Raw genomic sequence first — 25742 nt, 5'->3', positions numbered from 1 at the left:
ACAGTCATGATCGATCCGTTGGACGGGGCGCCGCAACGGGTGGGGGGTTCACCGGGCGGGTGTGTGGTCCGGGCCGAGGCGCGCGAAGGCGACCGGCAGCCGTTCCGGGCCGCGCAGGATGGCGTTCTCCCGGTACGGCGGCGGGTCGTCGACCAGGCGCGGTTCCTGGAGCCTGCGGGCGATGGCGGTGAGGGCGATCTGCGCTTCGGCGCGGGCGAGGGTGGCGCCGACGCAGTAGTGGATACCGCCGCCGAAGCCGAGGTGGGCGTTGTCGCGGCGGTCGGGGACGAACCGGCCGGGGTCGTCGAAGCGGATGGCGTCCCGGTTGCCCGCGGCGAGCATGAGGCGGATACGGGAGCCCTGGGGGATGGTGGTGCTCGCGATGTCGATATCGGCCAGGGCGCTGCGGCCGGACATCTGCACGGGCGGGTCGTGCCGCAGCACCTCTTCCACCAGCGGTGTGGCCAGGTCAGGGTCGGTGCGCAGCCGGGCCAGGACGTCGGGGTGGCGGAGCAGGGCGAGGGTGCCGTTGGCGATGAGGTTGACGGTGGTCTCGTGTCCGGCGATCAGCAGCAGGCCGAGTGTGACGCGCAGTTGGACCGGGTCCAGCACATCGTCGGGGTCCTGGTGGAACATCAGCCCGGACAGCAGGTCGTCGCCGGGGTCGCTGCGGCGCCGGGCGATGAGTCCTTCGAGGTATTGGACCAACTCGCCGCGCGCACGGTCGAGTTCACGGAGTTCTTCCTCGGTCTGGGTGTCGACGGGGTCCAGGCCCCGGGTGAGCCGTCGGGCGAGGCTGCCGAAGAGGGGTTCGTCCTCGGCCGGCACACCGAGCAGTTCGCAGATCACCGTGACGGGCAGGGGGTAGGCCAGATCGGCGACGATGTCGAGCTCGCCGGGTCCGGCGCTGATGTGGGCGTCGAGCAGCCGGGCCACCAGTTCGCCGAGATGGTCGCGCATGCCCATGATCCGGGGGATGAACTCCTGGGTGACCACGCGGCGGAGCTGGTCGTGGAAGGGCGGGTCCTGGAGCAGCAGACTCCTGGCGGCCTTGGGCGTGGTGTTCTGCGGGTCGAGCCGGTCGGCGCTGCTGCGCGGGTCGTGCAGCAGTTGCCTGATCTCCTGGTAGCCGCTGACCAGCCAGGAGCCGTCGTCCAGGCGGCTGACGGGGTGGTCGAGCATCCGGGTGTAGTGGGGGTACGGGTCGGCGCGGTGCTCGTGGCGCAGGACACGGGCGAACAGCTCGGTGGCCGAGGGCGCGGTGGATGTGGTCATGGGAGCTCTCCGTTCACCGGTTCGGGGCGGGCGCGATGGCTGAGGGGGTGTGGCCGGGGTGGTCCCGGGTGCCGCCGGTGTCGCGGCCGGGGAATGCGGCGTCGATGATGTCGGGGTGGGCCGGGCCGTCGGTGGCGCCCAGTGCGGGTGGGAACGGCGCACGGGCTTCGATGAGCGCGGCGTAGCCGTCCAGCACACGGGGTGAGTCGACCGCCACGGCGCCGATCAGCCGGCCCTCGAGGCCGTAGGCGGCGACGAACCGCCGCTGGTGGAGTGAGCCTTGGGTGATGGCGACCTGGTCGGCGAGGGCCGGTACGCCGATGGATTTGAGGTAGTGGCCGAACTGCTGGGACCAGAAGGCGGGCAGCGGTTGGCGGAGGTGCTGGGCTCCGGGGCCGTGGACGATGTGGTGGGCGGCGGTGCGGGCCTGGGCGACGGCACCGTCCCAGTGGTTCAGCCGCAGCAGTCGGCCGGGGTGGAGGGGGTGCGGCCGGCGGGCGATGTCACCGGTGGCGAAGATGTCCTCGGCGGGGTTTCCGTCGGTGGTCATGGCCCGGCAGCGGTCGTCGGTCACCACTCCGCGGTGGTCGGCGGCGAGCCCGGATCCGGACAGCCACTCGGTGTTGGCCAGGGCTCCGGTGGCGACCACGGCCACCTCGGTGTCCAGTACCGTGCCGTCGGAGAGCACGGCCCGGCGCAGCCGGCCGGACGGATCGCCTTCCAGGGCCCGGACCGTGGTGTTCAGCCGCAGGTCCACCCCGGCCGCGTGGTACCAGTCCGCGGCGGCCCGGCCGACCGTCCCGCCCAGCGCACCGGCCAGTGGTGCGGCGCCGCGCTGGGTCACCGTCACCGCGAGCCCGGACTCGGCGCAGGAGGAGGCGACTTCGCCGCCGGTGAACCCCGCGCCGATGACCAGCACCCGGGAGGGGCCGTTCAGCAGCGCGCCGCGCAGCCGTTCGGCGTCCTCACGGGTGCGCAGCACATGAACGCCGTCCAGGCCGCCTCCGGCCCGGGCGGGCCAGGTGCGCGCCCGGGTGCCGGTGGCGATCAGCAACCGGTCGTAGGCCATCGACCGGCCGTCGGCCAGTGCCACCCGGTGGCCCGGGACGTCCAGTCCGGTGGCGGGGGTGCCCAGCAGCCAGCGGGCGTCGATGTCGCGGACCCGGGGCAGCTCGATGTGATCGCAGTCGAGCCGTCCGGAGAGCACCGCCTTGGACAGGGGCGGCCGGTCATACGGTGCGTGGGGCTCGTCCCCGATCATGGTGAGTTCTCCGGTGAACCCTTCGTCGCGCAGGGCTTCGGCCGCGCGCAGTCCGGCCAGTGAGGCGCCGACCACGACGATCCGGCCGGTGCGCGGCCCTGCCGCGCCCGGCGCGGTCACCGGTGGTCTCCGTGCGCACCGGGCGCGGGTTCGGTGGCGCCGCCGAGGGTGATCGCCTGGACCGGGCAGGCGGCGGCGGCCCGCTCGACCTCGCGGCGGACCCCGCCCTCGGGTGCGTAGTCGTACTCCAGCGATTCCTCTGCGTGGAACCGGAAGACGGTCGGGGCGGCGTAGACGCACTGTCCGTAGCTCTGGCAGCGGTTCAGGTCCACCACGAGCCGCAGGGGGTGCGATGGGGGCTGTGGTCCCGGTTTCGTGATCATCTCTCTTCCCTTCCTCCGGATCGCGGCTGGTCAGCGGCGGTCTCGGTGATAGCGGTGGGCATTCAGATAGTCATCACTATTCTAACTGTACACGCTATCCGAGCATTGACATAGCGCTCCCTATGCGAATAGCATCGTCAATGTGAACACTGAGAGTGATGAACCTGTCCGGCGGCGGCTGAGCCGGGCGGAGGCCAAGGCCCGCACCCGGGAGCTCCTGCTGGAGGCGGCGGCGCGGGTCTTCGCGCGCAAGGGCTTCACCGGCGCCTCCGTGGAGGAGATCGCCGAGGCGGCGGGGTTCTCCATCGGCGCGCTGTACTCCAACTTCGGCAGCAAGGAGGCGCTCTTCCTCGAACTGCTCTCCCACCGCCAGACCGACCGCATCGCCGAAGCGGCCCAGGCGCTGGAGCGTCATCCAGCGGGTACCGGCGAAGCCGCCGCCGACGTCGGACGGCTCCTGATCGACGTCGCCGACAAGGACATCGACTTCGCCCCGCTGCAGGCCGAGTTCTGGCTCTACGCAGTCCGCAACCCCCATGTCCTGGACACCATGGCGGCCAATCTGCGCGGCCCCCGGCAGGCGCTGGAACAGGTGATCAGCACTTCCCTGGCCCAGCACGGCGCCCCGGCCACCGTCCCCGCCGAAGCCGTGGCCACCGTGGTGGCGGCCCTGTTCGACGGCCTTGTGCGCCAGCGGCGCATCGACCCCGGCAGCGTGCCCGAAGACCTCTTCAGCGACGCCCTGAAGTGGCTGTTCGCGGGCATCACCGGCGGTACGGCGCCCGGCGCCACCGAGGCCGGCTGAGCCCGGCGCGCCATCCGCGGGGCACCGTCACACCGACCCGGTGCCCCGCACCGTCCGGTGAACGCCCACCTGCTGCCCCCGGAGGAAACACTTTTCATGAACGCTCACCGCGAGACCGGCCACCCCCGTGACACAGCGGCCCCCGGCGCCCGCAGACTGCGTGTGCGCTACGCGGGCATCGGCATCTTCATGGCGTTCACCTGGGTCGGCGAGGGCAACGCACCGGCATGGGAGCATGCGCTGCGTACCCTCGCCATCCTGCTGATCCTCCCGCCCGTGTTCCTGCGGGCCGACCGCCACCTCACCCACAAGCTCTACGAGGCGACCCGCCCCGCACCGGTCATCGCCCAGCTGATCACCGCCAGGGTCGTCATCATCACGGCCGCCTTCGGCGCCAGCAATCTCCTCGGCCACCTGCTGGACCCGGACACCAGCCGGTCACCGGTCATGCCCGCCGCCGGTCTGCTGCTGCTCCTCCTCAGCATCCCCGCACAGATCCGCCGGGCCCACCGCACCCGGGCCCGCGCCGTCCATCCCTCGGCCCGCCCCGCCCTCTCCGCACCGCGCCTGATGCTCGCCAAGCTGACCCTGGTCATCGGTGCGCTCCTGGTCCAACTGCTCCTGGGCGCCTCCATGGACAACGCCACCTACGTCGCCGCGGCCGCCATCGCGGTCACCACAGCCCTCCTCGGCCCTGTGGTCCACCGCCGGCTGATGGTGGCCCGGACCACCGGCGCGGTGAGGGAACCGGTCAGGGGCGCGGCCTGAGCGTTTCCGACGGCGGTGCGCGGGCGCGGACATGGCGCGGGGCCGGGACACCCGGTCGGGCGTCCCGGCCCCGGCCGTCGGTTGCCGTCAGGAGGCGGACAGCTCACCGCGGACCGTGCGGGCCGCGGTGACCAGGTTCTCCAGGGAGTCGCGCGTCTCCGGCCAGCCGCGGGTCTTCAGACCGCAGTCGGGGTTGACCCACAGCCGCTCGGCCGGGATGGCCCGCAGACCGGTCCGCAGGAGTCCGGCCGCTTCCTCCGCGCTCGGTACGCGCGGAGAGTGGATGTCGTACACACCGGGGCCGGCCTCACGCGGATAGCCGTGGGCGGCCAGTTCGCGGGCGACCTGCATATGGGAGCGGGCCGCCTCCAGGCTGATGACATCGGCGTCGAGGTCGTCGATCGCCTGGACGATGTCGCCGAACTCGGCGTAGCACATATGGGTGTGGATCTGGGTGTCCGGACGCGCCCCGGAGGTGGTGAGCCGGAACGCCTCGGTGGCCCAGGCCAGATAGCCCGGGCGGTGGGCGGCGCGCAGCGGCAGCGTCTCGCGCAGCGCGGGTTCATCGACCTGGATGACGGAGGATCCGGCGGCCTCCAGATCGTTCACCTCGTCCCGCAGGGCGAGTGCCACCTGGCGGGCGGTCTCCGCGACCGGTTGGTCGTCGCGGACGAAGGACCACGCCAGCATGGTCACCGGTCCGGTGAGCATGCCCTTGACCGGGCGGTCGGTGAGGGACTGGGCGTAGGCCGTCCAGCGCACCGTCATCGGTTCGGGGCGGGAGATGTCCCCGGTCAGCAGCGGTGGGCGGACGTAGCGGGTCCCGTAGGACTGGACCCAGCCGTGCTGGGTGGCGAGGTAGCCGGTGAGCCGCTCGGCGAAGTACTGCACCATGTCGTTGCGCTCGGCCTCGCCGTGCACCAGGACGTCCAGTCCGGCCTTCTCCTGGAAGGAGATCACCGCCTGGATCTCGGCCGCGATCCGCTCCTCGTACCCGGCGGTGTCGATCCGGCCCGCGCGGAGGTCGGCCCGCGCGGTGCGCAGCTCATCGGTCTGCGGGAACGAGCCGATGGTCGTGGTGGGCAGCAGCGGCAGGCCCAGACGGTCGCGCTGGGCGGCGGACCGCTCGGCGTACGGCTGGGACCGGCGGGCGTCGGCCCCGGTGGTGGCGGCAGCGCGCGCCCGGACGGCGGGGTCATGGGTGATCGGCGAACCGGCTCGGGAGGCCAGATCGGCGCGGTTCGCGGAGAGTTCGGCGGCGATCGTGTCGGTTCCCCGGGCGAGGCCCTTGGCGAGGGTGACGATCTCCTGTGTCTTCTGCCGTGCGAAGGCGAGCCAGCGCAGGATCTGCGGCGCGATATCGCGCTCCATGGCGGCGTCCAGCGGGACGTGCAGCAGCGAGCAGGACGCGGACACATCGACCTGGCCCGCCAGCCCCAGCAGGGTGCCCAGCGTCGAGAGTGAGGCCGAGAGGTCGTTCACCCAGATGTTGCGGCCGTTGACCACCCCGGCGACCAGGCGCTTGCCGGGCAGACCGCCGACAGCCGCGAGATCCTCGAGGTTGGCGGCGGCGGCCTCGGTGAAGTCCAGGGCCAGACCCTCCACCGGGGCCTTGGCCAGGACGGGCAGGGCCTCGCCAAGACGGTCGAAGTAGGAGGCGATGAGCAGCTTGGGCCGGTCGGGAAGGGCGCCGAGGTCGCGGTAGGCGCGGGCCGCGGCGTTGAGTTCGGCCGGGGTGCGGTCCTGGACGAGCGCGGGTTCGTCGAGCTGCGCCCACTGCGCCCCCGCGGCCCGCAGATCGGCCAGGACCTCGGCGTACACCGGCAGCAGCCGGTCCAGGAGGGTGAGCGGGTCGAAGTCCGCGGCCACCCCGGGCGCGGGCTTGGCCAGCAGCAGATAGGTGACGGGGCCGACCAGGACCGGACGGGCCGTCAGCCCCTGGGCCAGCGCCTCCGTCAGCTCGGCGACCTGCTTGGCGGAGTCGGCCGTGAAGACCGTGTCCGGCCCCAGCTCGGGGACCAGATAGTGGTAGTTGGTGTCGAACCACTTGGTCATCTCCAGCGGGGCCACGTCCTGGGTGCCGCGCGCCATCGCGAAGTAGCCGTCGAGCGGATCGGCCGCGACGGCGTCCCGGTGGCGGTCGGGGATCGCGCCCACCATGACGGTGGTGTCCAGGACATGGTCGTAGTACGAGAAGTCACCGGTGGGCACCTCGTGGACACCCGCTCCGGCGAGCTGCCGCCAGTTCGTCCGGCGCAGTTGAGCGGCGGTGTCACGGAGGGCGTCGGCGGTGATCCGGCCCTTCCAGTAGCCCTCGATCGCCTTCTTCAGTTCCCGGCTCCGGCCCTGACGGGGGTAGCCGTACACGGTGGCCCGTGCTGCCGCGGCTGCGGACTCGGTGGTCACGGAGATCTCCTTCGCGAGATGGATCCCTGAGATCCCGGGGACGGGACGAGAGCGCGAAGGGGTGACGTACCGGGCCGGCCGACCTCGCGTGGTACGGCGCGATCGTCCACCTGGTATGTACGCCGACCCGCCCTCGAGGTCACCGGGATGTCCGGGTACGCGTCGTACGCACCCGGGCAGTTGGCAGGTCTTCGGACTCACGGGCACGTCCTCAAGGGGAGGACACCTACTGGCCGTCGCTTCCCAGGCCCTTCTCGGGCCCAGTGCGTATGACGGCGGTCGTTCCCGCTCACCGCTGCGGGGCAGTCCCGGATTCCCACCGGGTTCCCTCTTGCGACGCCTCCCGTCTGGCGGACGGGGCGAACCAGCTGCACCGGCCACCCTAAGGGGCCGCCCGCCGATGTGGTGGGATCCGTCCAGCATGCGGAGGGTGAAGTGGGACACCCCATCGGTACGCGGGGGCCCGGCGGGCCGGGCCCCCGCACCCGGCGGCCGGGCCCCTCAACCCGGTCCGCCGGGTCGCTCACCCCTGGCCGTACCCATGGAACCCGCGGCCGGTCTTGCGGCCCAGCAGCCGCGCCTCCACCATCCGCTGGAGCAGCGGGGGCGGCGCGTAGAGGGGTTCCTTGAACTCGTCGTAGAGCGAGCCGGCGATCGAGGCGAGCGTGTCGAGCCCGATCAGGTCCGCCAGCTTGAGCGGGCCCATGGGGTGGGCGCAGCCCAGCTCCATGCCCGCGTCGATGTCGGCGGCGGTGGCGAAGCCGGACTCCGCCATCCGGACGGCCGAGAGCAGATAGGGAATCAGCAGGGCGTTGACGACGAAGCCGGCGCGGTCCCGGGAGTGGATGACCGTCTTGCCGAGGGTGCGGGCCGCGAACTCCTCGACGGCGGTGACCGTCGCCGGGGCGGTGTGCAGCGAGGTCACCACCTCCACCAGGGGCAGCACCGGGACCGGGTTGAAGAAGTGCAGTCCGACGACCCGGTCGGCGCGGCTGGTGGCCATGCCCAGGCGCATCACGGGGATCGAGGAGGTGTTGGTGGCCAGCACGGCCGCCGGATCCTCGACGATCTTGTCGAGCGCGGTGAACACCTCGGCTTTGGCACCGGCGTTCTCGATCACCGCCTCGATGACGAGCTGCCGGTCGGAGAGGTCCTCCAGACTGCCGGTGAAGACCAGGCGGGACAGGGCGTCCCGGGCCGCGGTCCGCTCCAGCCTGCCCCGCTCCACGGCCCGGTCCAGCGAGGCGGTGACGCGCTCCCGGGCGGCGTGGGCAGCGGTGGCGTCGGCCTCGCAGACCACCGTGTCCAGCCCGGCCCGTGCGCACACCTCGGCGATACCCGCGCCCATCTGACCGCCGCCGACCACTCCCACGCGCCGGATGTCCCCGCTCATGCCCGTGCCTCCGCACGGCGCACGAGGTGGGCGGCGTAGGCGTCCGGGGTGAAGAACAGCGGCAACTCACCGCACAGCGCAGTGCGTTCGAAGAGAGCCCGCACCTCATCGCACGGTGCCCATGGATACGCGGCGCCGAGCGCGGCCACTTCGTCGTCCAGCAGGCGCAGCACCGTCGCCCGGTCGATCACCCGGTGCCGCAGCCACTGCCAGATCTGCACCCGGGCGATCTCGGCGGTGGCCGCGTCCTCCATCAGGCCGTCGAGGGCGACGGCGCCCTGGCCACGCAGCCAGGCGGCGTAGTAGCGCACCGCCACCGAGACGTTGGTGCGCACGCCCTCCGGTGTGGGCGGTCCGCTGATCCGGCGCACCGACAGCAGGTCCACCGCCGTCACCTCCACATCGTCGCGCGTCCGGTCGAGCTGATGGGGCCGGTCGCCCAGCACCCCGTCGAACACCTCGCGGCACACCGGCACCAGTCCGGGATGGGCGACCCAGGAGCCGTCGAATCCGTCCTCGGCCTCGCGCTCCTTGTCCAGCCGCACCGTGGCGAGCGCCGCCTCGTGCGCGGCCGGGTCCTTGCCCGGCACCTGCGCGGCCATCCCGCCGATGGCGTGGGCGCCCCGCTTGTGGCAGGTGTGCACCAGCAGTTCGGTGTAGGCGCGCAGGAAGGGTGCCGCCATCGTCACCTTCGCGCGGTCCGGCAGCAGGAAGTCGGTGCGGTGGCCGAAGGTCTTGATCAGGCTGAACAGATAGTCCCAGCGGCCCGCGTTGAGACCGGAGCTGTGCTCGCGCAGCTCGTAGAGGATCTCCTCCATCTCGAACGCGGCGGTGATCGTCTCGATGAGGACGGTGGCGCGGACGGTGCCCCGGGGGATGCCCAGCAGATCCTGCGCGGCACGGAAGATGTCGTTCCAGAGCCGAGCCTCGTAGCGGTTCTCCAGCTTCGGCAGATAGAAGTACGGTCCGTGCCCGGCGTCGATCTGCCGCTGGGCGCAGTGGAAGAAGTACAGGCCGAAGTCGACGAGCGCGGCGGGCACCGGACGGCCGTCGATCTCCAGATGTGCCTCGTCGAGGTGCCAGCCGCGCGGCCGGACGACGATCGTGGCGAGCCGGTCGCGGTCGGCGAGCCGGTACTCCTTGCCGTCCGCGCTGGTGAAGTCGATACGCCGCTCGATGGCATCGAGCAGGGTCAGCTGGCCGCGGATGGCATTGTCCCAGGTGGGCGCGGTGGCGTCCTCGAAGTCGGCCATCCACACCCGGGCACCGGAGTTGAGGGCGTTGACCGCCATCCGCCGGTCCGGCGGGCCGGTGATCTCCACGCGGCGGTCGGTCAGTCCGGGGGCTGGCGGTGCCACGCGCCAGGACGGATCCTCGCGGACGGCGGAGGTGACCAGGGGGAAGTCCAGCGGGGAGCCGCTGGCCAGGCGCAGCACCTGGCGGCGGCGTTCTCTCAGGAGCTCCTGGCGGCGCGCGCCGAACAGCGCGGCCAGCCGGCCGACGAAGTCGAGTGCGGCGGGGGTGAGGATCTCGTCGTGGCGGTCGCCCGGAGCCGCGAGGACGTGGACACGACGGGTCGGTGCGCTGAGGGACATCGGGTTCTCCTGGAGGAGGGAGGGAGCGGGGGTCGGACGGGGAAAGCCGTACGACCCCCGCTCGGCCAGGCGGATCGGCCAGGCGGATCGGACGGGCGGATCGGACGGGCGCCCGGAGACGGACCTAGTGGAACTGCTCTTCCTCGGTGGAGCCGGTGAGCGCGGTGGTGGAGGAGGCGGGGTTGACCGCGGTGGAGACCAGGTCGAAGTAGCCCGTGCCGACCTCCCGCTGGTGCTTCACCGCCGTGAACCCGTGCTCCTGCGCGGCGAACTCGCGCTCCTGGAGGTCGACGTACGCGGTCATGCCGTGCTCGGCATAGCCCCGGGCCAGGTCGAACATGCCGTGGTTGAGGGAGTGGAAACCGGCGAGGGTGATGAACTGGAAGCGGTAGCCCATCGCCCCCAGCTCCCGCTGGAACTTGGCGATCTGGTCGTCGTCCAGGGCCGCCTTCCAGTTGAACGACGGCGAGCAGTTGTACGCCAGCATCCGGTCCGGGTACCGCGCGTGGATGGCCTCGGCGAACTCGCGTGCCTGGGCCAGGTCCGGGGTGCCGGTCTCGACCCAGATGAGGTCGGCGTACGGGGCGTAGGCCAGACCACGGGCGATGACCGGGGCCATACCGCCTCGCACCCGGTAGAAGCCCTCCGCGGTGCGCTCCCCGGTGACGAACTCGGCGTCCCGCTCATCGACGTCGCTGGTGAGCAGGCTGGCCGCGAGCGCGTCGGTGCGGGCGACGATGACGGTGGGGACATCGGCGATGTCCGCGGCCAGCCGGGCCGCGTTCAGGGTGCGGATGTGCTGCGAGGTCGGCACGAGCACCTTGCCGCCGAGGTGGCCGCACTTCTTCTCCGAGGCGAGCTGGTCCTCGTAGTGGATACCGGCCGCACCGGCCGCGATCATCGCCTTGGTCAGCTCGAACGCGTTGAGCGGACCGCCGAACCCGGCCTCGGCGTCGGCCACGATCGGGGCCAGCCAGTCGGTGGTGTCACCGGCCCCCTCGGCGGTGGCGATCTGGTCGGCGCGCAGCAGCGCGTTGTTGATCCGGCGCACCACCTGCGGCACCGAGTTGGCCGGGTACAGGCTCTGGTCGGGGTAGGTGTGCCCGGCCTGGTTGGCGTCGGCCGCCACCTGCCACCCGGACAGATAGATCGCCTGGAGGCCGGCCTTCACCTGCTGCACGGCCTGTCCGCCGGTGAGCGCGCCCAGCGCGTGCACATAGTCCCGCTCGTGCAGTTGGCGCCACAGGCGTTCGGCGCCGCGCCGGGCCAGGGTGTGCTCCTCGCGGACACTGCCGGACAGCCGGACCACGTCCTCGGCGGTGTGGGTGCGCTCCACGCCCTGCCACCGGGGGTCGGTGGCCCAGCGCCGCGCCAGTTCCTCGGCCGCCCGCGTCCTCGCCTCTGCCATGACTGTCACCGTCTCCTCGGTCTGTGCTGACTGCCAACTCCTCGCCTCACAGGAGAAGAGGGCTGGCACTGTGTGTCGTGTGGCTGCTCCACGGCCCGCCGTCACACCGGGAGGAGCTGAGCAATGGTGCCGGTATCGCCGGGATCCGGCGGGCCGTGCTGAAGACTCTGACACTGGCACTGAGTGCCATCAATGAGGGACGTCTGCCAACTTCTGCAAATCTTCCACTCGCCGTTTGCCAACATTGCGAAGGTCGCTGGACCGGCTGGATGGCCTAGGCTGGGCGGACCCGGACCCGGAGGATCACACGGTGAGCAAGACGTACGCGGGGGCGCGCCTGCGACGGCTGCGTGAGGAGCGCCGGATGAGCCAGGCGGAGATGGCCCGTGTCCTGGCCATCTCACCCAGCTATCTGAACCAGATGGAGCATGACTCCCGCCCGCTCACCGTGCCGGTCCTGCTGCGTCTGACCGAAGCCTTCGGTATCGACCCGGGTTTCTTCTCCGAACGTGACACGACCCGGCTGGTGGCGGACCTCCGCGAGGCGCTGGCCGGTGAGCTGGCCGACTCCCGGGTGTCCGCCACGGACCTCACCGACCTCGCCACCCGGATGCCCGGGGTCGCCCAAGTACTGCTGGGCCTCGGCCGCCGCAACCAGCGCCTGGCCGAACGGCTCGCCGGGGCCACCGAAGGCCGCGGTGCGGACCAGGAGGAACCCCGCTCACCCCATGAGGAGATCCGGGACTTCTTCTACCGCCGCCGGAACTACCTCCATGACACCGACCTCGCGGCCGAGCGGCTCTCCCAGGAGACCGGGATCCGGCCGGGCGAGGTGCTCCCCGCCCTGACGGCCCGCCTCGCCGACCGCCACGGAGTCCGGCTGGCCACCGAGACCGGGGACCGTCTGCACCACTACGACGAACCGGCCCGCACCCTGCGGCTGTCCACCCGGATGCGCCCCGGACAGCGCGCCTTCCGGATGGCGACCCAGCTCGCCCTGCTCGAATACGGCGATGAGATCGACCGGCAGGCGGTCGAGGACTTCCCGTCCGGTTCCCCCGCGCACGCCCTGGCCCGTATCGGCATCGCCAACTACTTCGCGGCCGCGCTGATCCTGCCCTACCGCGCCTTCCACACCGCGGCCGAGGAGGTGCGCTACGACATCGAACGGCTCAGCGACCGCTACGGCCTCGGCTACGAGACCGTCTGCCACCGGCTGAGCACCCTCCAGCGCCCCCGGTTGCGCGGAGTGCCCTTCTCCTTCGTCCGCGTCGACCGGGCGGGCAACATGTCCAAGCGGCAGTCCGCCACCGGCTTCCACTTCTCCCGGGCGGGCGGCACCTGCCCGCTGTGGAACGTCTACGAGGCGTTCGCCGCCCCCGGCCGCATCCATGTCCAGATCGCCGAAATGCCCGACGGCCAGCGCTACTTGTGGACGGCCCGCGCGGTCACCCGGCACCGGGGCGGCTGGGGCGAACCCGGCAAGACCTTCGCCATCGGGCTGGGCTGCGAGATCCGGCACGCCCACCGCGTCGTCTACTCCGACGGCCTCGACCTCGACAACGCCTCCGCCGCCACGCCCATCGGCATGGGCTGCCGCGTCTGCGAACGCCTCGACTGCCCCCAGCGCGCCGCTCCGCCCCTCGGCCACTCGCTCCGGATCGACCAGCACAGCAGCACCTTCGTGCCGTATCCGGTGGCGCGGCCCGTGAAGTGAGGATCCGCACCCCCTACCGTCGCCCGTCGCCCGGAAGGCCACAGCACCCATGACCACGGACCCACGCCACCTCCTCGTCATCGGCATCGGAGCCGGTGACCCGGACCATCTGACCCTCGCGGCGGTGAAGGCCATCCGCCGCGCCGATGTCTTCTTCCTCCTCGGCAAGGGACAGGACAAGTCCGCCCTCACCGATCTGCGGCGCGGCATGCTCGACGAGCACGCCCGGGAGTCCTACCGCCTCGTGGAGGCGGAGGACCCGTGGCGCGACCGGACGAGGGAGGGGAGCGGTGAGTACACCGCCGCGGTCCACGACTGGCGGGCTCGGCGCGCCGATGTCTATGAACGGTTCATCCGGGACGAGCTGGCACCGGGGGAGACCGGCGCGTTCCTCGTATGGGGTGACCCGGCCCTGTACGACAGCACCCTGGGGATCCTGTCCGAGATCGAGGCGCGGGGCACGGTCGCCTTCGACACCGAGGTGTTCCCCGGTATCAGCAGTGTCTCCGCGCTGGCCGCGCGGCACGGCATCACCCTGAACCAGGTCGGACGCCCCCTGCACATCACCCCCGCGCGCCGGCTCCCTGAGGTGTGCGCCAACGACGACGGCGACATCGTGGTGATGCTCGACGCCCATGAGTCGTTCACCCGGTTCGAGGGCGATGATGTGTGGATCTACTGGGGCGCCTATATCGGCACACCCGATGAACTCCTCGTCTCCGGACGGCTGTCGGAGGTCGCGGAGCGCATCAGCCGGATCCGTGCCGAAGCACGTGCCCGGCACGGCTGGATCATGGACACCTACCTCCTGCGCGTCGTCCACGAGAGGGAGGACGACGGCGGCACACCGACGGCCTGCTGAAAGGGCCCGGCCCTTTCAGCAGGCGTGCGGTCGGCGGGTGTGCGATCAGACGCGGTCGGCCGCGATCAGCATGTACTGGAACGAGCCGTCCTTGTAGGAGTTGATGAACGCCTCCTCGATACCGGTGACCAGCGAGGACGTGGCGCGCAACTCCCAGTAGGGCAGGGTCGCGGGGGTGAGGTCGATGATGGTCTGCGGTACGAGGCGGTTGTCGGCCATGGCGCGCAGATACTCCCGGCGGGAGTGGATGTTGCACTCGAAGTGCGCGTTGATCTGCGAGACGTACTTCGAGGGCTGCCCGTAACGCGGGTTCCAGCAGCCGGTGATGGTCACATAGCGGCCGCCGACCTCGAGGATGCGGGAGTGTTCGGCGAAGAGGTCGTCCAGGTCGACGTACATGCTCGACTCGTTGTTCCACGAGGCCGCGGCCTGCCCGGTCTTGAAGGGCGTACCGAGCATGTTGCAGACGCGGGCGCGGACGCGGTCGTCGATACCGAGTTCGCGGGCGCGCTGGTTGGCGAAGTCGGCCTGCTTGGTCGAGAGCGTGACGCCCTCGACCCCGCACCCGAACCGCTGGTGGGCCATGACCATCGAGCCGCCGCGGCCGCAGCCCGCGTCCACGAGCGTGTCATCGCGCCCGATGGGACCGAGGTGGTCCAGGAGGAGTTCGGCCTGTGCCGACTCCAGGCGGTGCAACTCGGCGATCAGCTTCTTCTCGTAGGTGCTGTCCTCGGGGTCGCCGAGGGCGGTGTGGTCGACGTCGCCGATGCCGTAGTGGTGGTGGTAGAGGCCGTCGACATCGCCGAGGCGGAGGTTCACGGGCCTGGCCTCGCGGTCCCAATAGCGGGCGATGTCGCCCTGGTAGGGCGTCGCCGGGGACGGGATGAACACGGAGCTGCCGTTGGCGGCGGCGACGTCGGTGGTGAGCTCGGTGCTGGTCACAGATGAGTCCATTCTTCTTACCAGAAATCGGGCAGGCTGTAGCGGAAGGTGTTGGTCTGGTGCCAGTAGTGGTTGCCGTCGACCCACACGGCCACGCCCCGCAGGAAGCGCTGCACGCTCGGGACGGGACAGGCGGCGGCCACGGCCGCGGCCTCGGCCTCGAAGGTGTGCATGAGGTCGTTGTGGACCTCGACCGCCTTCAGATAGGCGTCGCGTTCACCGAGGCCCTCACGTTCGGCGATCACCACGGGCAGGTTCAGATGGCGGCCGGGGCTTGCGAGTTCCTTGGTGTACGAGTACAGGTCGTTCACGATGGTGGTGGCGTTTCCCGCGAGCGCGATGACCCGCTGCATGGCGGGCTGGGCGTGCAGATCGGCCGGGAGTTCATAGCCGCCGACGGCGTCGGTGATGGTGGGGCACGGGCGGAAGTTGTTGAACTGGCGCATCGCCAGGTACTCCCACACCTCGGGGACGTGGTCCGCCTGCGCCCAGGCGGCCTCGGCGAGGTACCCCAGGTGCAGACGGGCCATGTCGTGCCGGAACCGGTCGGCCTGGGAGGGGGTGGCCAGATGGGAGAAGTACTCCATGGCGGAGCGGTAGGCGCGGCGGGGCGCGTCCGAGTGGAGCGACTCCGCCCACGGCGGCTGGTACTCCTCGGTGGTGTGCAGGGGATCGAGCGCGGTGTGCGCCAGCAGCAGGCGTTCACCGAGTCCGACCGGTGAGCCTCCGTGGTCCTCGCAGTAGCAGTCGTCCACCGCGTTCTCGGCCACCATCAGACGTGTGGCGAGCATCAGGTGGTCGACGGTGGGGGCGTCCGGATGACAGGCGACCATGTAACGCCCGACGGAGAAGCCGTCGAACTGGTCCTCCCAGTCATCGGGGTAGAGTTCGACCTCGTCCAGCGCCCAGGACTTGATCCGCCGGCTGACCTCCTCCACCCGCACGGGGTCGGGCTCCGGTACCGGGTGGTGGTACAGGCCCGGGATCGGGTGGCCTTCCGCCGGAGTGGCGGGAACCGCCAGCGGTGTCGTCGGTGCGATCGGTGGCGTCGGCGGCTCGGCGGGCCGGGCCAGATGCAGACCCGCGGTGCCCAGGCCACTGGGCCCGCGCAGCAGCCGTCGCAGATCGGCGTCGGGCTTCCGCACCTCCGCGGCGGGGGAAACCGCCGGAGGGCGCGCGCCGGTGGTGGCCTTGATGTCGCGGGCACGGGCCGCGGCCCTGGTGAGGATGTGCGCCCCGGAGGGCGGAGGGGAAGGCTCAGGGGAGGGCATCCATGGCTCCTCGATGAGGTGGGTGGCTGTCCCGGGAATCGGGCGTGCTCGGCGGGACCGGAGCGGGCCCGGAGCGGGGTCGCGGAGGTCGGCTAGTCCTGGCTGCGGGCGATCTGCACGTTCTCCAGCACCCCGAGTGCGTCCGGCACCAGGATCGCGGCGGAGTAGTAGGTGGAGACGAGGTAGGAGATGATCGACCTCTCGTCGATGCCCATGAAGCGCACCGAAAGGCCCGGTTCGTACTCCTCCGGCAGACCGGTCCGGTGCAGACCGATGACGCCCTGGTTGTCCTCGCCGGTGCGCATGACGAGGATGGAGCTGGTGTTCTCCTTGCTGACCGGGATCTTGTTGCACGGCAGGATCGGGACCCCGCGCCAGGCCGGGACCTGCTGTCCGCCGAGATCGACGTGGTTCGGGTACAGACCGCGGGAGTTGAACTCACGTCCGATCGCCGCGATCGTCCTCGGATGGGCGAGGAAGAACTTGGAGCCGCGGCGGCGGCAGAGCAGTTCGTCGAGGTCGTCCGGGGTGGGCGGACCGGAGTGGGTCTGGATGCGCTGCTTGAAGTCGGCGTTGTGGAGCAGACCGAACTCCCGGTTGTTGACCAGCTCGTGCTCCTGGCGCTCGCGCAGCGCCTCGATGATGAGCCTGAGCTGCTCCTCGGTCTGGTTCATCGGTTCGTTGTAGAGGTCGGCGACCCTGGTGTGGATCCGCAGAACGGTCTGCGCGACGGAGAGTTCGTACTCCCGCGGCTTCAGCTCGTAGTCCACGAACGTGCCGGGCAGCGCGGGTTCGCCGGTGTGTCCGGCGGACAGGGCGATCTCGGCCTCGCCCCGGTGGTTCTGTCGCTGACCGCGCGATGAGGTGAACCGCTCGACATGGGCCCGCAGGCCAGGTGCCCCGGACAGTACGGATGCGAAGTCGGCGCGGGACAGGGTGAGCAGGGTGCCGGAGGTCTCGGCGGTGGCGGTGCAGTCCCACCGGGCGTCATCGTCCAGCAGGACGTTCTCCCCGAACCGGTCGCCGTCCGCCAGTACGGCCACGGACGTCGTGTCCCCGTACTTGCCGACGGAGGTCTGACTCACGCGGCCGTGGGCGATCAGGTGGAAGTGCTCGGCGGGCGCGCCGCGTTCGACCAGCGTCTCACCGGCGCGGAAGTCGCGCTGGACGCACCGGTCGGCGATCGCGGTCAGCACCGCCACGTCCTCGAAGCCGCGCAGCAGGGCCAGTTCACCGAGTTCGCGGGGGATCACCCGGACGCTCGCGCCGTCCTGGACGAACTCGATCCGGCCGTCGCCGACGGTGTAGCTCAGCCGACGGTTCACCCGGTAGGTGCCGCCCTTGACCTCCACCCAGGGGAGTGTCCGCAGCAGCCAGCGCGAGGTGATCCCCTGCATCTGCGGGGCGGACTTGGTCGTGGTGGCGAGGTTGCGGGCAGCCGCGGTGCTCAGGCTGGACTGCCGGTGCGGCTCCGGCGCTGCTTCCGGGCTGGTATCAACGGTCATCGGGCGAGCTCTCCTTCGTAAGGGCGGTGGCAGGTGGGCATGCCGGTCACCGGGCAAGAGAAGAGGAGGGGGCAAACATCCAGGAATCCATCCAGATCCTCCGGAACCCTAGCGGCCGGTGCACCCGGTCGGCCCTGAGAAGCCAGGGGTATTAACTCGATAAGATGATCTTGCGCGGCGCGATGTTTGTCCGAGGAGCCGCGGTGCGGGGAGCCACCGGCGATCACGTCGCGTAGCGTTCCACCATGTTGAGCGGCGCGACGACCCTTCGCTATCTCGAGCGTCTGCGGGTACCTCGCCCCGGGCGCCCGACCACCACGGCGTTGTTCGCCCTGCACCGGGCGCACGTGGAGAGAGTCCCGTACGAGACGCTGGAAATCCAGCTGGGCCGGCCGACGTCCATCGATCCGGGGGAGTCGGTCGAGCGCATACTCGGCGGCAGGGGTGGCTACTGCTACCACCTCAACGGGGCGTTCGCCGCACTGCTGTCCAGCCTGGGGTACCGGGTCACCTGGCATCTGGCCGGTGTCCAGGCCGGTGCGGACTCACCAGCGGGCGCGAATGGCAACCACCTCGCGCTGACCGTCGCATGTGAGGGCCGCACATGGTTCGCGGACGTCGGCCTCGCCGACGCGCTGTACACCCCCATGCCACTCCGCGAAGGAACGTACTCCCAGGCAGGCATGACGTTCGGCCTCCGTGCCTCGGAGGCCGCACCCGGAGGATGGCGCTTCGACCACGACCCCCAAGGGTCGTTTCCCGGTATGGACTTCCGGGCCGGGCCAGCATCGCCGGCCGACTTCATGGCGCAGCATGAGTACCTGTCCACTTCTGCGGAATCCCCCTTCGCCACCACGGCCTGTGTTTTCCGGCGCGATGCCCACGGAGTCGACGTACTGCGCGGCTGCGTACTGACGCGGATCGACGGCGAGGGCCGGCGCAAGCATGAGCTGACCACCGACGAGGCATGGTTCGCGGTGCTTCGCGCCCGTTTCGGTCTGGCCCTCGACGACCTGAGCGAGAGGGAACGCCACGGTCTGTGGAACCGGGTCCGTGAGGTTCACCTGGCCCGGGAAGCCATGAGCCAGGTGTCCTAGACCCGGAACCTCCGGCCCGCGGGCGGCGGCTACTCTGCGTGTTCCCACGGTATCCCGTGCCCGTCGGCGGAGTGCCTCCACGGCGTGAGGTGATTCACGATCCAGGATGAGCGGTGGCGGGCTGGGTACGCGCGAGATGATCAACCCATCAGAGGGCGATGTGATCGTGCGGATCCGGCGAACACATCCCTGGAAAGGAGACGACATGTCGTCGAAGCGACGTCGCAAGAAGAAGGCCAGGCGCAAGAACGGCGCCAACCACGGAAGCCGCCCCCAGTCCTGATCTGAGGGTGACCGCGAGGAGAGGGCCCGATCCCCGGTGTCCGGGGAGGGCCCTCTCTCCGGTTGTCGGTTCGCTAGGCTCCGCGGAATGATCAACTCATATGCGGGCCTTGACGATTCCGAGGTTGCGATAGCCGCGGCACGTACCGGGGCGGATGTGGTGCGCGGGATGTACGGCCGGCCGCTCTCCCGTATCGACAAGGGCGCGGGGGACTTCGCCACCGCCGCCGATGTGGCGGCCGAGAAGGCCATCCTCGATGTCATCCGCGCGGCCCGGCCCGATGACGCGGTGCTCGGCGAGGAGGGCGGGCGGCAGGGTGCCGCCGCTGCCGGGCGCGAGTGGCTGGTGGATCCTCTGTGCGGCACCCTGAACTACGCCGTCGGCAACATGCTGGTGGCCGTGAACGTGGCGCTGCGCGACGGGGCGGCGGCGGTGGCCGACCCGTTCAGCGGAGAGATCTTCTGCACGGACGGTGAGACCGCCTGGATGCGGCACGAGGGGGCCGATGTACCGCTGGCACCCACGTCCGCCACCCGGCTGGTGGATGTCAACCTGGATCCCCCGTTTCCCGGAGCGCCCGGATTCCGGGCCGTGGAGATGCTGGCGGACCAGCGGTTCATCGAGGGGTTCCGGCCGCGGGTGGTGTCCACGACGCTGGCATTGGCCTGGGTCGCGGCCGGCCGGCGCGCCGCGTACGTCACCGATGGCGGTGACCTCTCCGGAAGTGTGCACTTCGCCGCCGGTATCGCCGTGTGCCGGGCGGCCGGCTGTGTCGTCACGGGGATCGACGGCGGCCCGGTCGGTCAGGAGGGCCGTGGGCTCGTGGTGGCCGCCGACGCCGGGACCCACGATCTGCTGATGTCGATGATCCGGCCCTGAGCGTCCGTCCGGCATACGCGAACGGGGCGGCGCACATCGACGGGGTGTCGGTGTACGCCGCCCTCGGGCGGACGCGTTGCGGGAGATGGCCCGCGCCGTCATGACGGTTACTTCGGGTCGTCGTTGAACTTCGCGGTCGACCAGAGGTAGCCGAGCACCGCGAGGCCCAGGCACCAGCCCACGGCGAGCCATCCGTTGTGGCCGATCCCGGTGCCGAGCAGCAGCCCGCGCAGGGTCTCGATGGCGGGTGTGAACGGCTGGTACTCGGCGACCGGCTGGAACCAGCCCGGCATCGCGTCGATGGGCACGAAGGCGCTGGACAGGAGCGGCAGCAGGATCAGGGGCATCGCGTTGTTGCTGGCGGCCTCGGCGTTCGGGCTGATCAGCCCCATGCCGACCGCGATCCAGGTGAGCGCGGTGGCGAAGAGCACCAGCAGTCCGAACGCCGCGAGCCACTCCAGGACGGTGGCATCGGTGGAGCGGAAGCCTATGGCCACGGCGACGCCGCCGACGAGCACCACGCTGATGACCGACTGCAGCACACTGCCGATGACATGTCCCAGGATCACCGAACCGCGGTGGATCGCCATCGTGCGGAAGCGGGCGATGATGCCTTCGGTCATGTCGTTGGAGACGGAGACCGCGGTGCCGACCACGGTGCTCCCGATCGTCATCAGCAACAGGCCCGGAACGATGTAGGCGATGTACTCCGAGCGGTCCGGACCGTCGCCGCCGATGCCCGCGCTCATGGTGTCGCCGAAGACGTAGACGAAGAGCAGCAACAGCATGATCGGGGTGAGCAGCAGGTTCAGGGTGAGCGACGGATAGCGCCGGGCGTGCAGGAGGTTGCGGCGCAGCATGGTGGCGGAGTCGCGTACGGCGAGGGTGAGCGGGCTCATCGGACAGCCTCCTCGGGCTGGTGGGGGATGCCGGTGCCGCCGGTCAGGGCGAAGAAGACATCGTCGAGGTCGGGGGTGTGCACGGTCAGTTCGTCGGCCTCGACACCGGCCGAGTCCAGCCAGTCGAGGATGGAGCGCAGTTCGCGCTGGCTGCCGTCGCTGGGGATCTGCAGCGCGAGTGATTCGTCGTCGCGGGACGCCTCGCCCAGGGCGGAGGCGGCGTTCTGGTACGCGGCCGGATCGGTGAAGCGGAGCCGGACGTGTCCGCCCGGGACGAGCCGCTTCAGCTCCTCGGCGGTGCCCTGGGCCGCGATCCTGCCGTCGTGGAGCACTGCGATACGGTCGGCGAGTTCGTCGGCCTCCTCCAGGTACTGCGTGGTGAGGAAGACGGTGACCCCGTCGGAGACCAGTTCGCGGATGATCCGCCACATGTTGTGCCGGGAGCGCGGGTCGAGGCCGGTGGTCGGCTCGTCGAGGAAGATGATCCGAGGGTCGCCGACCAGGGTCATGGCGATGTCGAGGCGGCGCTTCATACCGCCGGAGTAGGTGGCGGCGGGCTTCCTCGCCGCCTCGGTGAGGTCGAAGCGCTCCAGCAACTCGGCGGTGACACAAAGCCGTTCGCGCTTGGAGAGATGGTGCAGATCCGCCATGAGGAGCATGTTCTCCTCGCCGGTGATCAGCCCGTCGACGGCGGAGAACTGTCCGGTGACACCGATCGCGGCACGTACGGACTGTGGATCGGTGGCGAGGTCGTGGCCGCCGACCTGGATGGGGCCACTGGCGGGGTCGGGGGAGACGAGGGTGGAGAGGATCTTGACGGCGGTGGTCTTGCCCGCGCCGTTCGGGCCGAGCAGGGAGAAGATCGTGCCTTCCGGTACGACCAGGTCGACACCGTCGAGGACGGTCTTGTCACCGTAGGACTTGCGCAGCCCGTTCGCCGCGATGGCCGGGTTGGTCATGAGAGGGACTCCTTCTTCCTTACAGGCTGCGGGCGGTGATGTCGCCGTAGGCGGTGGTCGCGTGGATGTTCAGGCCGGCGGCGCCGTCGGCGTTCCTGAGGGCGTTGTCGATCCGGCCGTAGGAGGTGCCCGCGTCCAGGGAGGCGGAGACTCCGGGGGCGGCACCGATCGAGACGTCTCCGTATCCGGTGCGCAGGGTCACCGTGCCGCGCACGGCCTCGGTGATGCGCAGATCGCCCTTCTGGGTGCTGATGTCGCCGGGGCCGCCCAGGCGGCCGACCGAGATGTCGCCCGCGTGGAGGGCGAGGCGGGTGCTTCCGGTCTCGTCGAGCTTGACCGAGCCCTGGGCGCCTTCGAAGGTGACGTCGCCGAGCCGTCCGACGCCGCGGAGTTCCGCGGCGGCCGTCTTCGCCTCGATATGCGAGCCGGTGGGCACCTGGACGGTCACCTCGATCGATCCGGTGGCGCCGAGGATCCGGTTCTTCGCCGCGGGGGCCTCGATCCGCAGCACACCGTCGGCGTAGACGACCTCGGTCTGCTCCGCCGCCTTCACATCGCGGCTCTTGGCGGAGTCCTCGGGGAGGATCTCGACGGTGGTGTCGGCACGGTCGGCGGCGATGAACCGGATATGTCCCGCGGGGATGTCGAGGAGGGCCGAGACCGGGGCGGGGGTGTCGAACTTCTGCATCGTCTTCTCCTGCTTCCGCCGCTTCCGCGTGGCGTCGTCCGTTGTTTCTGACATGGGAAAAGCTACGTTGCATTCGCTCGATCGGCAACGAAAGAGTTGCACTCAAGTGGCATTCGTGCAGCTCAGAGGCAAGTTTTCGTTGCAATGGTTTTGAATCTAACGCAACGAACGCCCTCTGTGTCGTTGCAATGAGTTGACGGTGAACGCTATGCTGGAGGCATCACCGACCATGAAGGGGGCCCGGATGCCCGGCGGCAGGCTCACCCAGCAGGAGCGTCAGCGGATCGCGCTGGGGCTGGCCGACGGCCTCGCCTACGCGGAGATCGCCAGAAGTCTCGACCGGCCGACCTCGACCATCACGCGTGAGGTGATGCGCAACGGCGGCCCCACCGGCTACCGCGCCGACCTCGCGCACCGGGCCACCGAACAGCGCGCCCACCGCCGCAGGCAGGCCGCGCCCCGGGACCGGAAGACATCCCAACGGGCCCACGGACGCGATACCGAGGCGGTGCGCGCGTACGAGGAGATGTTCACCACCGTCCTCATGCAATCGGGCCTGTCCAAGATGATGTCCCGGGTGCTGGTCTGCCTCTACACCACCGACGCGGGCAGCCTCACCGCGTCCGAACTCGTCCAGCACCTCGAGGTCAGCCCGGCGACCATCTCCAAGTCGATCGCGTTCCTGGAGAGTCAGGGCCTGGTCCGCCGTGAGCGCGCCGAAGGCCGCCGTGAGCGCTATTTCGTCGACGACGACATGTGGTACCAGTCGATGATCGCCAGTGCCCGGTCCATCATCGAACTCGGCGATGTCGCACGGCAGGGCGTCGGCATCCTCGGCCACGGCTCCCCGGCCGCCAACCGCCTCGAGAACATCGCCCGCTTCGTCGACTTCGTCTCCGAGAGCATCACCCGCGCCGCGGAGCAGGCCCGCGAGGTCCTCTACACCAAAGCCGAAACGCCTCAGGACGGCGCTGCGGAGCCGCCCTCGGACCGCTGACGGACCGCCGCCCGCCGCCGCGCACGTGTTGGCGGCGACGAGCGGCGTCACACCGCGTGGCCCGATCCGGGTGCCGGTCCGTTACGGGGTGGCGAACCGCCACTCGAGGTCGGGGCTCCCGTCCTGGGCGCGCTGGGTGACGTAGGAGCCCGACGCCACCGAGCCACCGCCGTCCAGGGCCAGGCCACTTGCCCGGTTCACGACGGCGTAGTGGCCGTCTCCGCGGTCCTCCAGCCGCCACTGCTGCTGGGGACTCTCCGACCACGGGTTCTGCACCACGTCCGAACCGGGGCCCGCCCCGGCGCCGTCCAGGACCATGTGGTGGGTGCGGTTCACCAGACGGTGGTGGCCGTTGCCGAGGTCGACCGCCTGCCAGTGCAGATTCGGACTGCTGCCCGAGGTCCATACCTTGGCCCGGGATCCGGCGGGGACCCCGCCGCCGCCGTCCAGGACCAGCCGGTTGGTGCGGTTGGTCACCGTGAGGAACGCCGTGGGATCGAAGCGGACGCGCAGTGACAGCACGGGGTGCGGGAGCTGTGCGACGGGCTTGGTGAGGAGGTGTGCCTCACCGGTGAAGCGGTCCCCGGGGTAGGTGGTCACCCGGTGTCCGGGGGCCATGGTGACCGAGACGATGTGGCTGCTCCCGGCGGCCCGTAACTGGGCGTGGGTGTAGTCGCCCACCGCCAGCCGGGCGGCGGGGCCGGTGTAATCGGGCTCGTCGAAGACCGAGGCGGCCACCGGCTCCCGCAGGGCCGGGATCCTGCCCGAGAAACTGAGCTTGACCGCATAGGCGATGGCGGGGAAAGGCGGCCGTTCGGGGACCGCGACACACAGGGCGGTGCCGTCCTGCACCGGATGCGGACGCAGCCTCGTCGAGGAGCCGTTCGCCGGGCCGAGCAGCCGGATGCCCGCCAGCCGCTTGAGGTTGATCCGGCCCGGGGCCAGGGTGGTGATCCGCAGGACACCGTCCTCCGGCCACCCCATCACGGTGGCGTAGAGGACCGTGTCGGCCTTGTTCCGGGTGAAGCGGATGTCCTTGTTGGTTCCGGCCTTGGGCTGGGTGAAGGAGCCGCCGCCCATCTTGGTGGGCCCCTCGCCGTAGCAGGACCAGGCGCGGGTGCGGTAGACGGACTCGCCCGCCTGCTTCAGATAGGCGCCGATGCTGAGCAGCACATCGCGTTGGGCCTGGGGGATCGTACCGTCGGGCCGTGGGGCGATGTTGAGGAGCATATTGCCGTTCTTGCTGACCCGGTCGATCAGTGCGTGGATCATCTGCTGGGCGGAGTAGTAGCCGAGGGTCTGGGTGTAGCACCAGCTTGAGCTGCTGACGCTGTCGTCGGTCAGCCAGTAGGGGCTGCGGAGGTCGCCGGGGCCGCCGCGTTCGTAGTCGTAGACCTCGCCCTTGCCGTGGTAGCCGTCCTTGTAGGTGGTGACGACCGCCTTTCCGTGGGCCTCGGCCCAGTTGTAGTACGTGGCCAGGAAGTTCAGCCGGTGGTGCTCGTCGATCCGGTCGAGGGAGAAGTCCTGGTAGATGATGTCCGGGCCGTAGCCCTCGATGACCTCCTGGAGTTTGTCGGACCAGAGCCGGGTGGCCTCCGCGCGGGGCAGTTGGCCGTACAGCTTCCGCAGGCCGGGGTCGCTCTGGGCGGGGACGTATTCGTAGTAGCCGTTGATGTTGTAGGCGTGGTGGAGGGCGGCGAGCACCTTCAGACCGCGGCGGCGGAAGGCGGTGGTGAAGATGCGCAGCAGGTCCAGCTTGGGTCCCTGCCGGACCGAGTTCCATTCGTTGGCCTTGCTGTCCCACATGGAGTAGCCGTCGTGGTGTTCGGCGACCGGCCCGGCGAACTCCGCGCCCGCGTCGATGAAGAGCTGGGCCCATTCATCGGGGTCGAAACGGCCGCCCTCGGAGACGAGCCGGGGAGCGAACTGGACGAAGTTGCCGCGTCTGTCCTTGGCTCCGGTGATGAAGTGGTGGTACGGCCAGATACGGGGGTCGCCGTAGGTCTCCACATGGTGGGTGTGGGCGCCTGACCCTTGCCGGTACATGTTGCGGGGGTACCACTCGCTGCCGTACGCGGGGGTGGCGAACGCCCCCCAGTGGAAGTAGATGCCGAACTTGGCGTCCTGGAACCACTCGGGCGCCGCCAGGTGCCGGTCGACCGACTCCCAGGTGGGTTCGTAGGTCCGGGCGCGGGCCGGGGAGTCCCCGGCCGGGCGGCCACCGGCGGGGGCCGCCGTGGCGGACGGGCCGAGGACGGACGCACCGGCGGTCGCGAGACCCGCGGCCGTGGTGGACCTCAGCATGACTCTGCGCGATACGGTCGGTCTTCCACTGTCCTGATCAGCGTG

General features: G+C 70.5%; 22 protein-coding genes and 1 riboswitch. Of the genes, 8 read left to right on the top strand and 14 right to left on the bottom strand.

Annotated elements, in window-relative coordinates; all coding sequences use genetic code 11:
* Positions 1-48: 48 nt before the first annotated feature.
* The 3 genes from NMK44_RS06645 to NMK44_RS06635 are packed head-to-tail and all read right to left on the bottom strand — an operon-like array spanning position 49 to position 2919.
* Positions 49-1275, bottom strand: coding sequence for a cytochrome P450 (locus tag NMK44_RS06645; RefSeq protein ID WP_254739264.1), 1227 nt, complete (start codon positions 1273-1275; stop codon positions 49-51).
* A gap of 13 nt (positions 1276-1288) precedes the next feature.
* The gene (locus NMK44_RS06640; protein WP_254739262.1) at positions 1289-2656 is read right to left on the bottom strand and encodes an NAD(P)/FAD-dependent oxidoreductase; all 1368 of its coding nucleotides are present in this window, start codon (positions 2654-2656) and stop codon (positions 1289-1291) included.
* Positions 2653-2919 carry a ferredoxin gene (locus tag NMK44_RS06635; protein WP_374215242.1) on the bottom strand — a complete coding sequence of 89 codons (267 nt, stop codon included), beginning with the start codon at positions 2917-2919 and terminating at the stop codon, positions 2653-2655. The genes NMK44_RS06640 and NMK44_RS06635 overlap by 4 nt, the downstream gene beginning before the upstream one ends.
* 142 nt (positions 2920-3061) lie before the next feature.
* Between NMK44_RS06635 and NMK44_RS06630 the strand changes: the two genes are divergently transcribed.
* Entirely contained in the window at positions 3062-3724 is a 663-nt protein-coding gene (locus tag NMK44_RS06630; protein ID WP_254739261.1) for a TetR/AcrR family transcriptional regulator, read from the top strand.
* A 96-nt stretch (positions 3725-3820) separates the two neighbouring features.
* A complete protein-coding gene (locus NMK44_RS06625; protein ID WP_254739259.1) occupies positions 3821-4492 on the top strand; it encodes a hypothetical protein in 672 nt (223 codons plus the stop codon).
* 87 nt (positions 4493-4579) lie between these two features.
* Here NMK44_RS06625 and metE read toward each other — a convergent pair whose 3' ends face one another.
* The 4 genes from metE to aceA form a co-directional block, all read right to left on the bottom strand.
* The gene (metE, locus tag NMK44_RS06620) at positions 4580-6898 is read right to left on the bottom strand and encodes a 5-methyltetrahydropteroyltriglutamate--homocysteine S-methyltransferase (RefSeq protein ID WP_254739257.1); all 2319 of its coding nucleotides are present in this window, start codon (positions 6896-6898) and stop codon (positions 4580-4582) included.
* Positions 6899-7063: 165 nt separating this feature from the next.
* Positions 7064-7282: riboswitch (cobalamin riboswitch) on the bottom strand.
* 139 nt (positions 7283-7421) lie between these two features.
* On the bottom strand, positions 7422-8291 hold the full coding sequence (locus NMK44_RS06615; protein ID WP_254739255.1) for a 3-hydroxybutyryl-CoA dehydrogenase: 870 nt from the start codon (positions 8289-8291) through the stop codon (positions 7422-7424).
* Positions 8288-9886, bottom strand: coding sequence for a malate synthase A (gene aceB / locus NMK44_RS06610; RefSeq protein ID WP_254739253.1), 1599 nt, complete (start codon positions 9884-9886; stop codon positions 8288-8290). The genes NMK44_RS06615 and aceB overlap by 4 nt, the downstream gene beginning before the upstream one ends.
* A 124-nt stretch (positions 9887-10010) precedes the next feature.
* Positions 10011-11294 (bottom strand): isocitrate lyase, encoded by a 1284-nt coding sequence (gene aceA, locus NMK44_RS06605; RefSeq protein ID WP_254739251.1) that lies wholly within the window; start codon positions 11292-11294, stop codon positions 10011-10013.
* 310 nt (positions 11295-11604) lie between these two features.
* Here aceA and NMK44_RS06600 point away from each other — a divergent pair, with 310 nt between their 5' ends.
* Together NMK44_RS06600 and cobF are read left to right on the top strand one after the other, a co-directional pair.
* Positions 11605-13011 carry a short-chain fatty acyl-CoA regulator family protein gene (locus NMK44_RS06600; protein ID WP_254739249.1) on the top strand — a complete coding sequence of 469 codons (1407 nt, stop codon included), beginning with the start codon at positions 11605-11607 and terminating at the stop codon, positions 13009-13011.
* Positions 13012-13060: 49 nt separating this feature from the next.
* Entirely contained in the window at positions 13061-13873 is an 813-nt protein-coding gene (gene cobF, locus NMK44_RS06595) for a precorrin-6A synthase (deacetylating) (protein WP_254739247.1), read from the top strand.
* Positions 13874-13918: 45 nt separating this feature from the next.
* Here the strand turns inward: cobF and NMK44_RS06590 are convergent, their stop codons facing one another.
* From NMK44_RS06590 to NMK44_RS06580, 3 genes are all read right to left on the bottom strand, one after another.
* Entirely contained in the window at positions 13919-14815 is an 897-nt protein-coding gene (locus tag NMK44_RS06590; RefSeq protein ID WP_374215241.1) for a geranyl diphosphate 2-C-methyltransferase, read from the bottom strand.
* Positions 14816-14832: 17 nt separating this feature from the next.
* Positions 14833-16086, bottom strand: coding sequence for a family 2 encapsulin nanocompartment cargo protein terpene cyclase (locus tag NMK44_RS06585; protein ID WP_254739243.1), 1254 nt, complete (start codon positions 16084-16086; stop codon positions 14833-14835).
* Between the two features lie 92 nt (positions 16087-16178).
* A complete protein-coding gene (locus NMK44_RS06580) occupies positions 16179-17591 on the bottom strand; it encodes a family 2B encapsulin nanocompartment shell protein (RefSeq protein ID WP_254739241.1) in 1413 nt (470 codons plus the stop codon).
* 245 nt (positions 17592-17836) lie between these two features.
* Here NMK44_RS06580 and NMK44_RS06575 point away from each other — a divergent pair, with 245 nt between their 5' ends.
* The 3 genes from NMK44_RS06575 (at position 17837) to NMK44_RS06570 (ending at position 19850) form a co-directional block, all read left to right on the top strand.
* On the top strand, positions 17837-18688 hold the full coding sequence (locus NMK44_RS06575; RefSeq protein WP_254739239.1) for an arylamine N-acetyltransferase family protein: 852 nt from the start codon (positions 17837-17839) through the stop codon (positions 18686-18688).
* 205 nt (positions 18689-18893) lie between these two features.
* The gene (locus tag NMK44_RS42650) at positions 18894-18971 is read left to right on the top strand and encodes a 50S ribosomal protein bL37 (protein WP_370443954.1); all 78 of its coding nucleotides are present in this window, start codon (positions 18894-18896) and stop codon (positions 18969-18971) included.
* 87 nt (positions 18972-19058) lie between these two features.
* A complete protein-coding gene (locus tag NMK44_RS06570; protein WP_254739237.1) occupies positions 19059-19850 on the top strand; it encodes an inositol monophosphatase family protein in 792 nt (263 codons plus the stop codon).
* Positions 19851-19957: 107 nt separating this feature from the next.
* Here the strand turns inward: NMK44_RS06570 and NMK44_RS06565 are convergent, their stop codons facing one another.
* From NMK44_RS06565 to NMK44_RS06555, 3 genes are read right to left on the bottom strand one after another with little or no spacing between them, the layout of a single operon-like run.
* Positions 19958-20749, bottom strand: a complete 792-nt coding sequence (locus tag NMK44_RS06565; RefSeq protein WP_254739235.1) for an ABC transporter permease — start codon at positions 20747-20749, stop codon at positions 19958-19960.
* Positions 20746-21708: an ATP-binding cassette domain-containing protein gene (locus NMK44_RS06560; RefSeq protein ID WP_254739233.1), complete on the bottom strand. Its 963-nt coding sequence runs from the start codon at positions 21706-21708 to the stop codon at positions 20746-20748. Before NMK44_RS06560 ends, NMK44_RS06565 begins: the two co-directional genes overlap by 4 nt.
* A gap of 19 nt (positions 21709-21727) precedes the next feature.
* Entirely contained in the window at positions 21728-22396 is a 669-nt protein-coding gene (locus NMK44_RS06555; protein WP_254739481.1) for a DUF4097 family beta strand repeat-containing protein, read from the bottom strand.
* A 244-nt stretch (positions 22397-22640) separates the two neighbouring features.
* Between NMK44_RS06555 and NMK44_RS42645 the strand changes: the two genes are divergently transcribed.
* Positions 22641-23393 (top strand): helix-turn-helix domain-containing protein, encoded by a 753-nt coding sequence (locus NMK44_RS42645; protein WP_374215244.1) that lies wholly within the window; start codon positions 22641-22643, stop codon positions 23391-23393.
* Between the two features lie 81 nt (positions 23394-23474).
* Here the strand turns inward: NMK44_RS42645 and NMK44_RS06540 are convergent, their stop codons facing one another.
* The gene (locus tag NMK44_RS06540) at positions 23475-25697 is read right to left on the bottom strand and encodes an alpha-L-fucosidase (RefSeq protein WP_254739231.1); all 2223 of its coding nucleotides are present in this window, start codon (positions 25695-25697) and stop codon (positions 23475-23477) included.
* Positions 25698-25742: the final 45 nt, after the last annotated feature.

Origin of the sequence: Streptomyces cucumeris (genome assembly GCF_024295805.1) — a bacterium.
Lineage (GTDB): Bacteria > Actinomycetota > Actinomycetes > Streptomycetales > Streptomycetaceae > Streptomyces > Streptomyces cucumeris.
The sequence above is the reverse complement of the archived record's forward strand: the minus strand, read 5'-3'. Positions and strand labels throughout refer to the sequence as shown.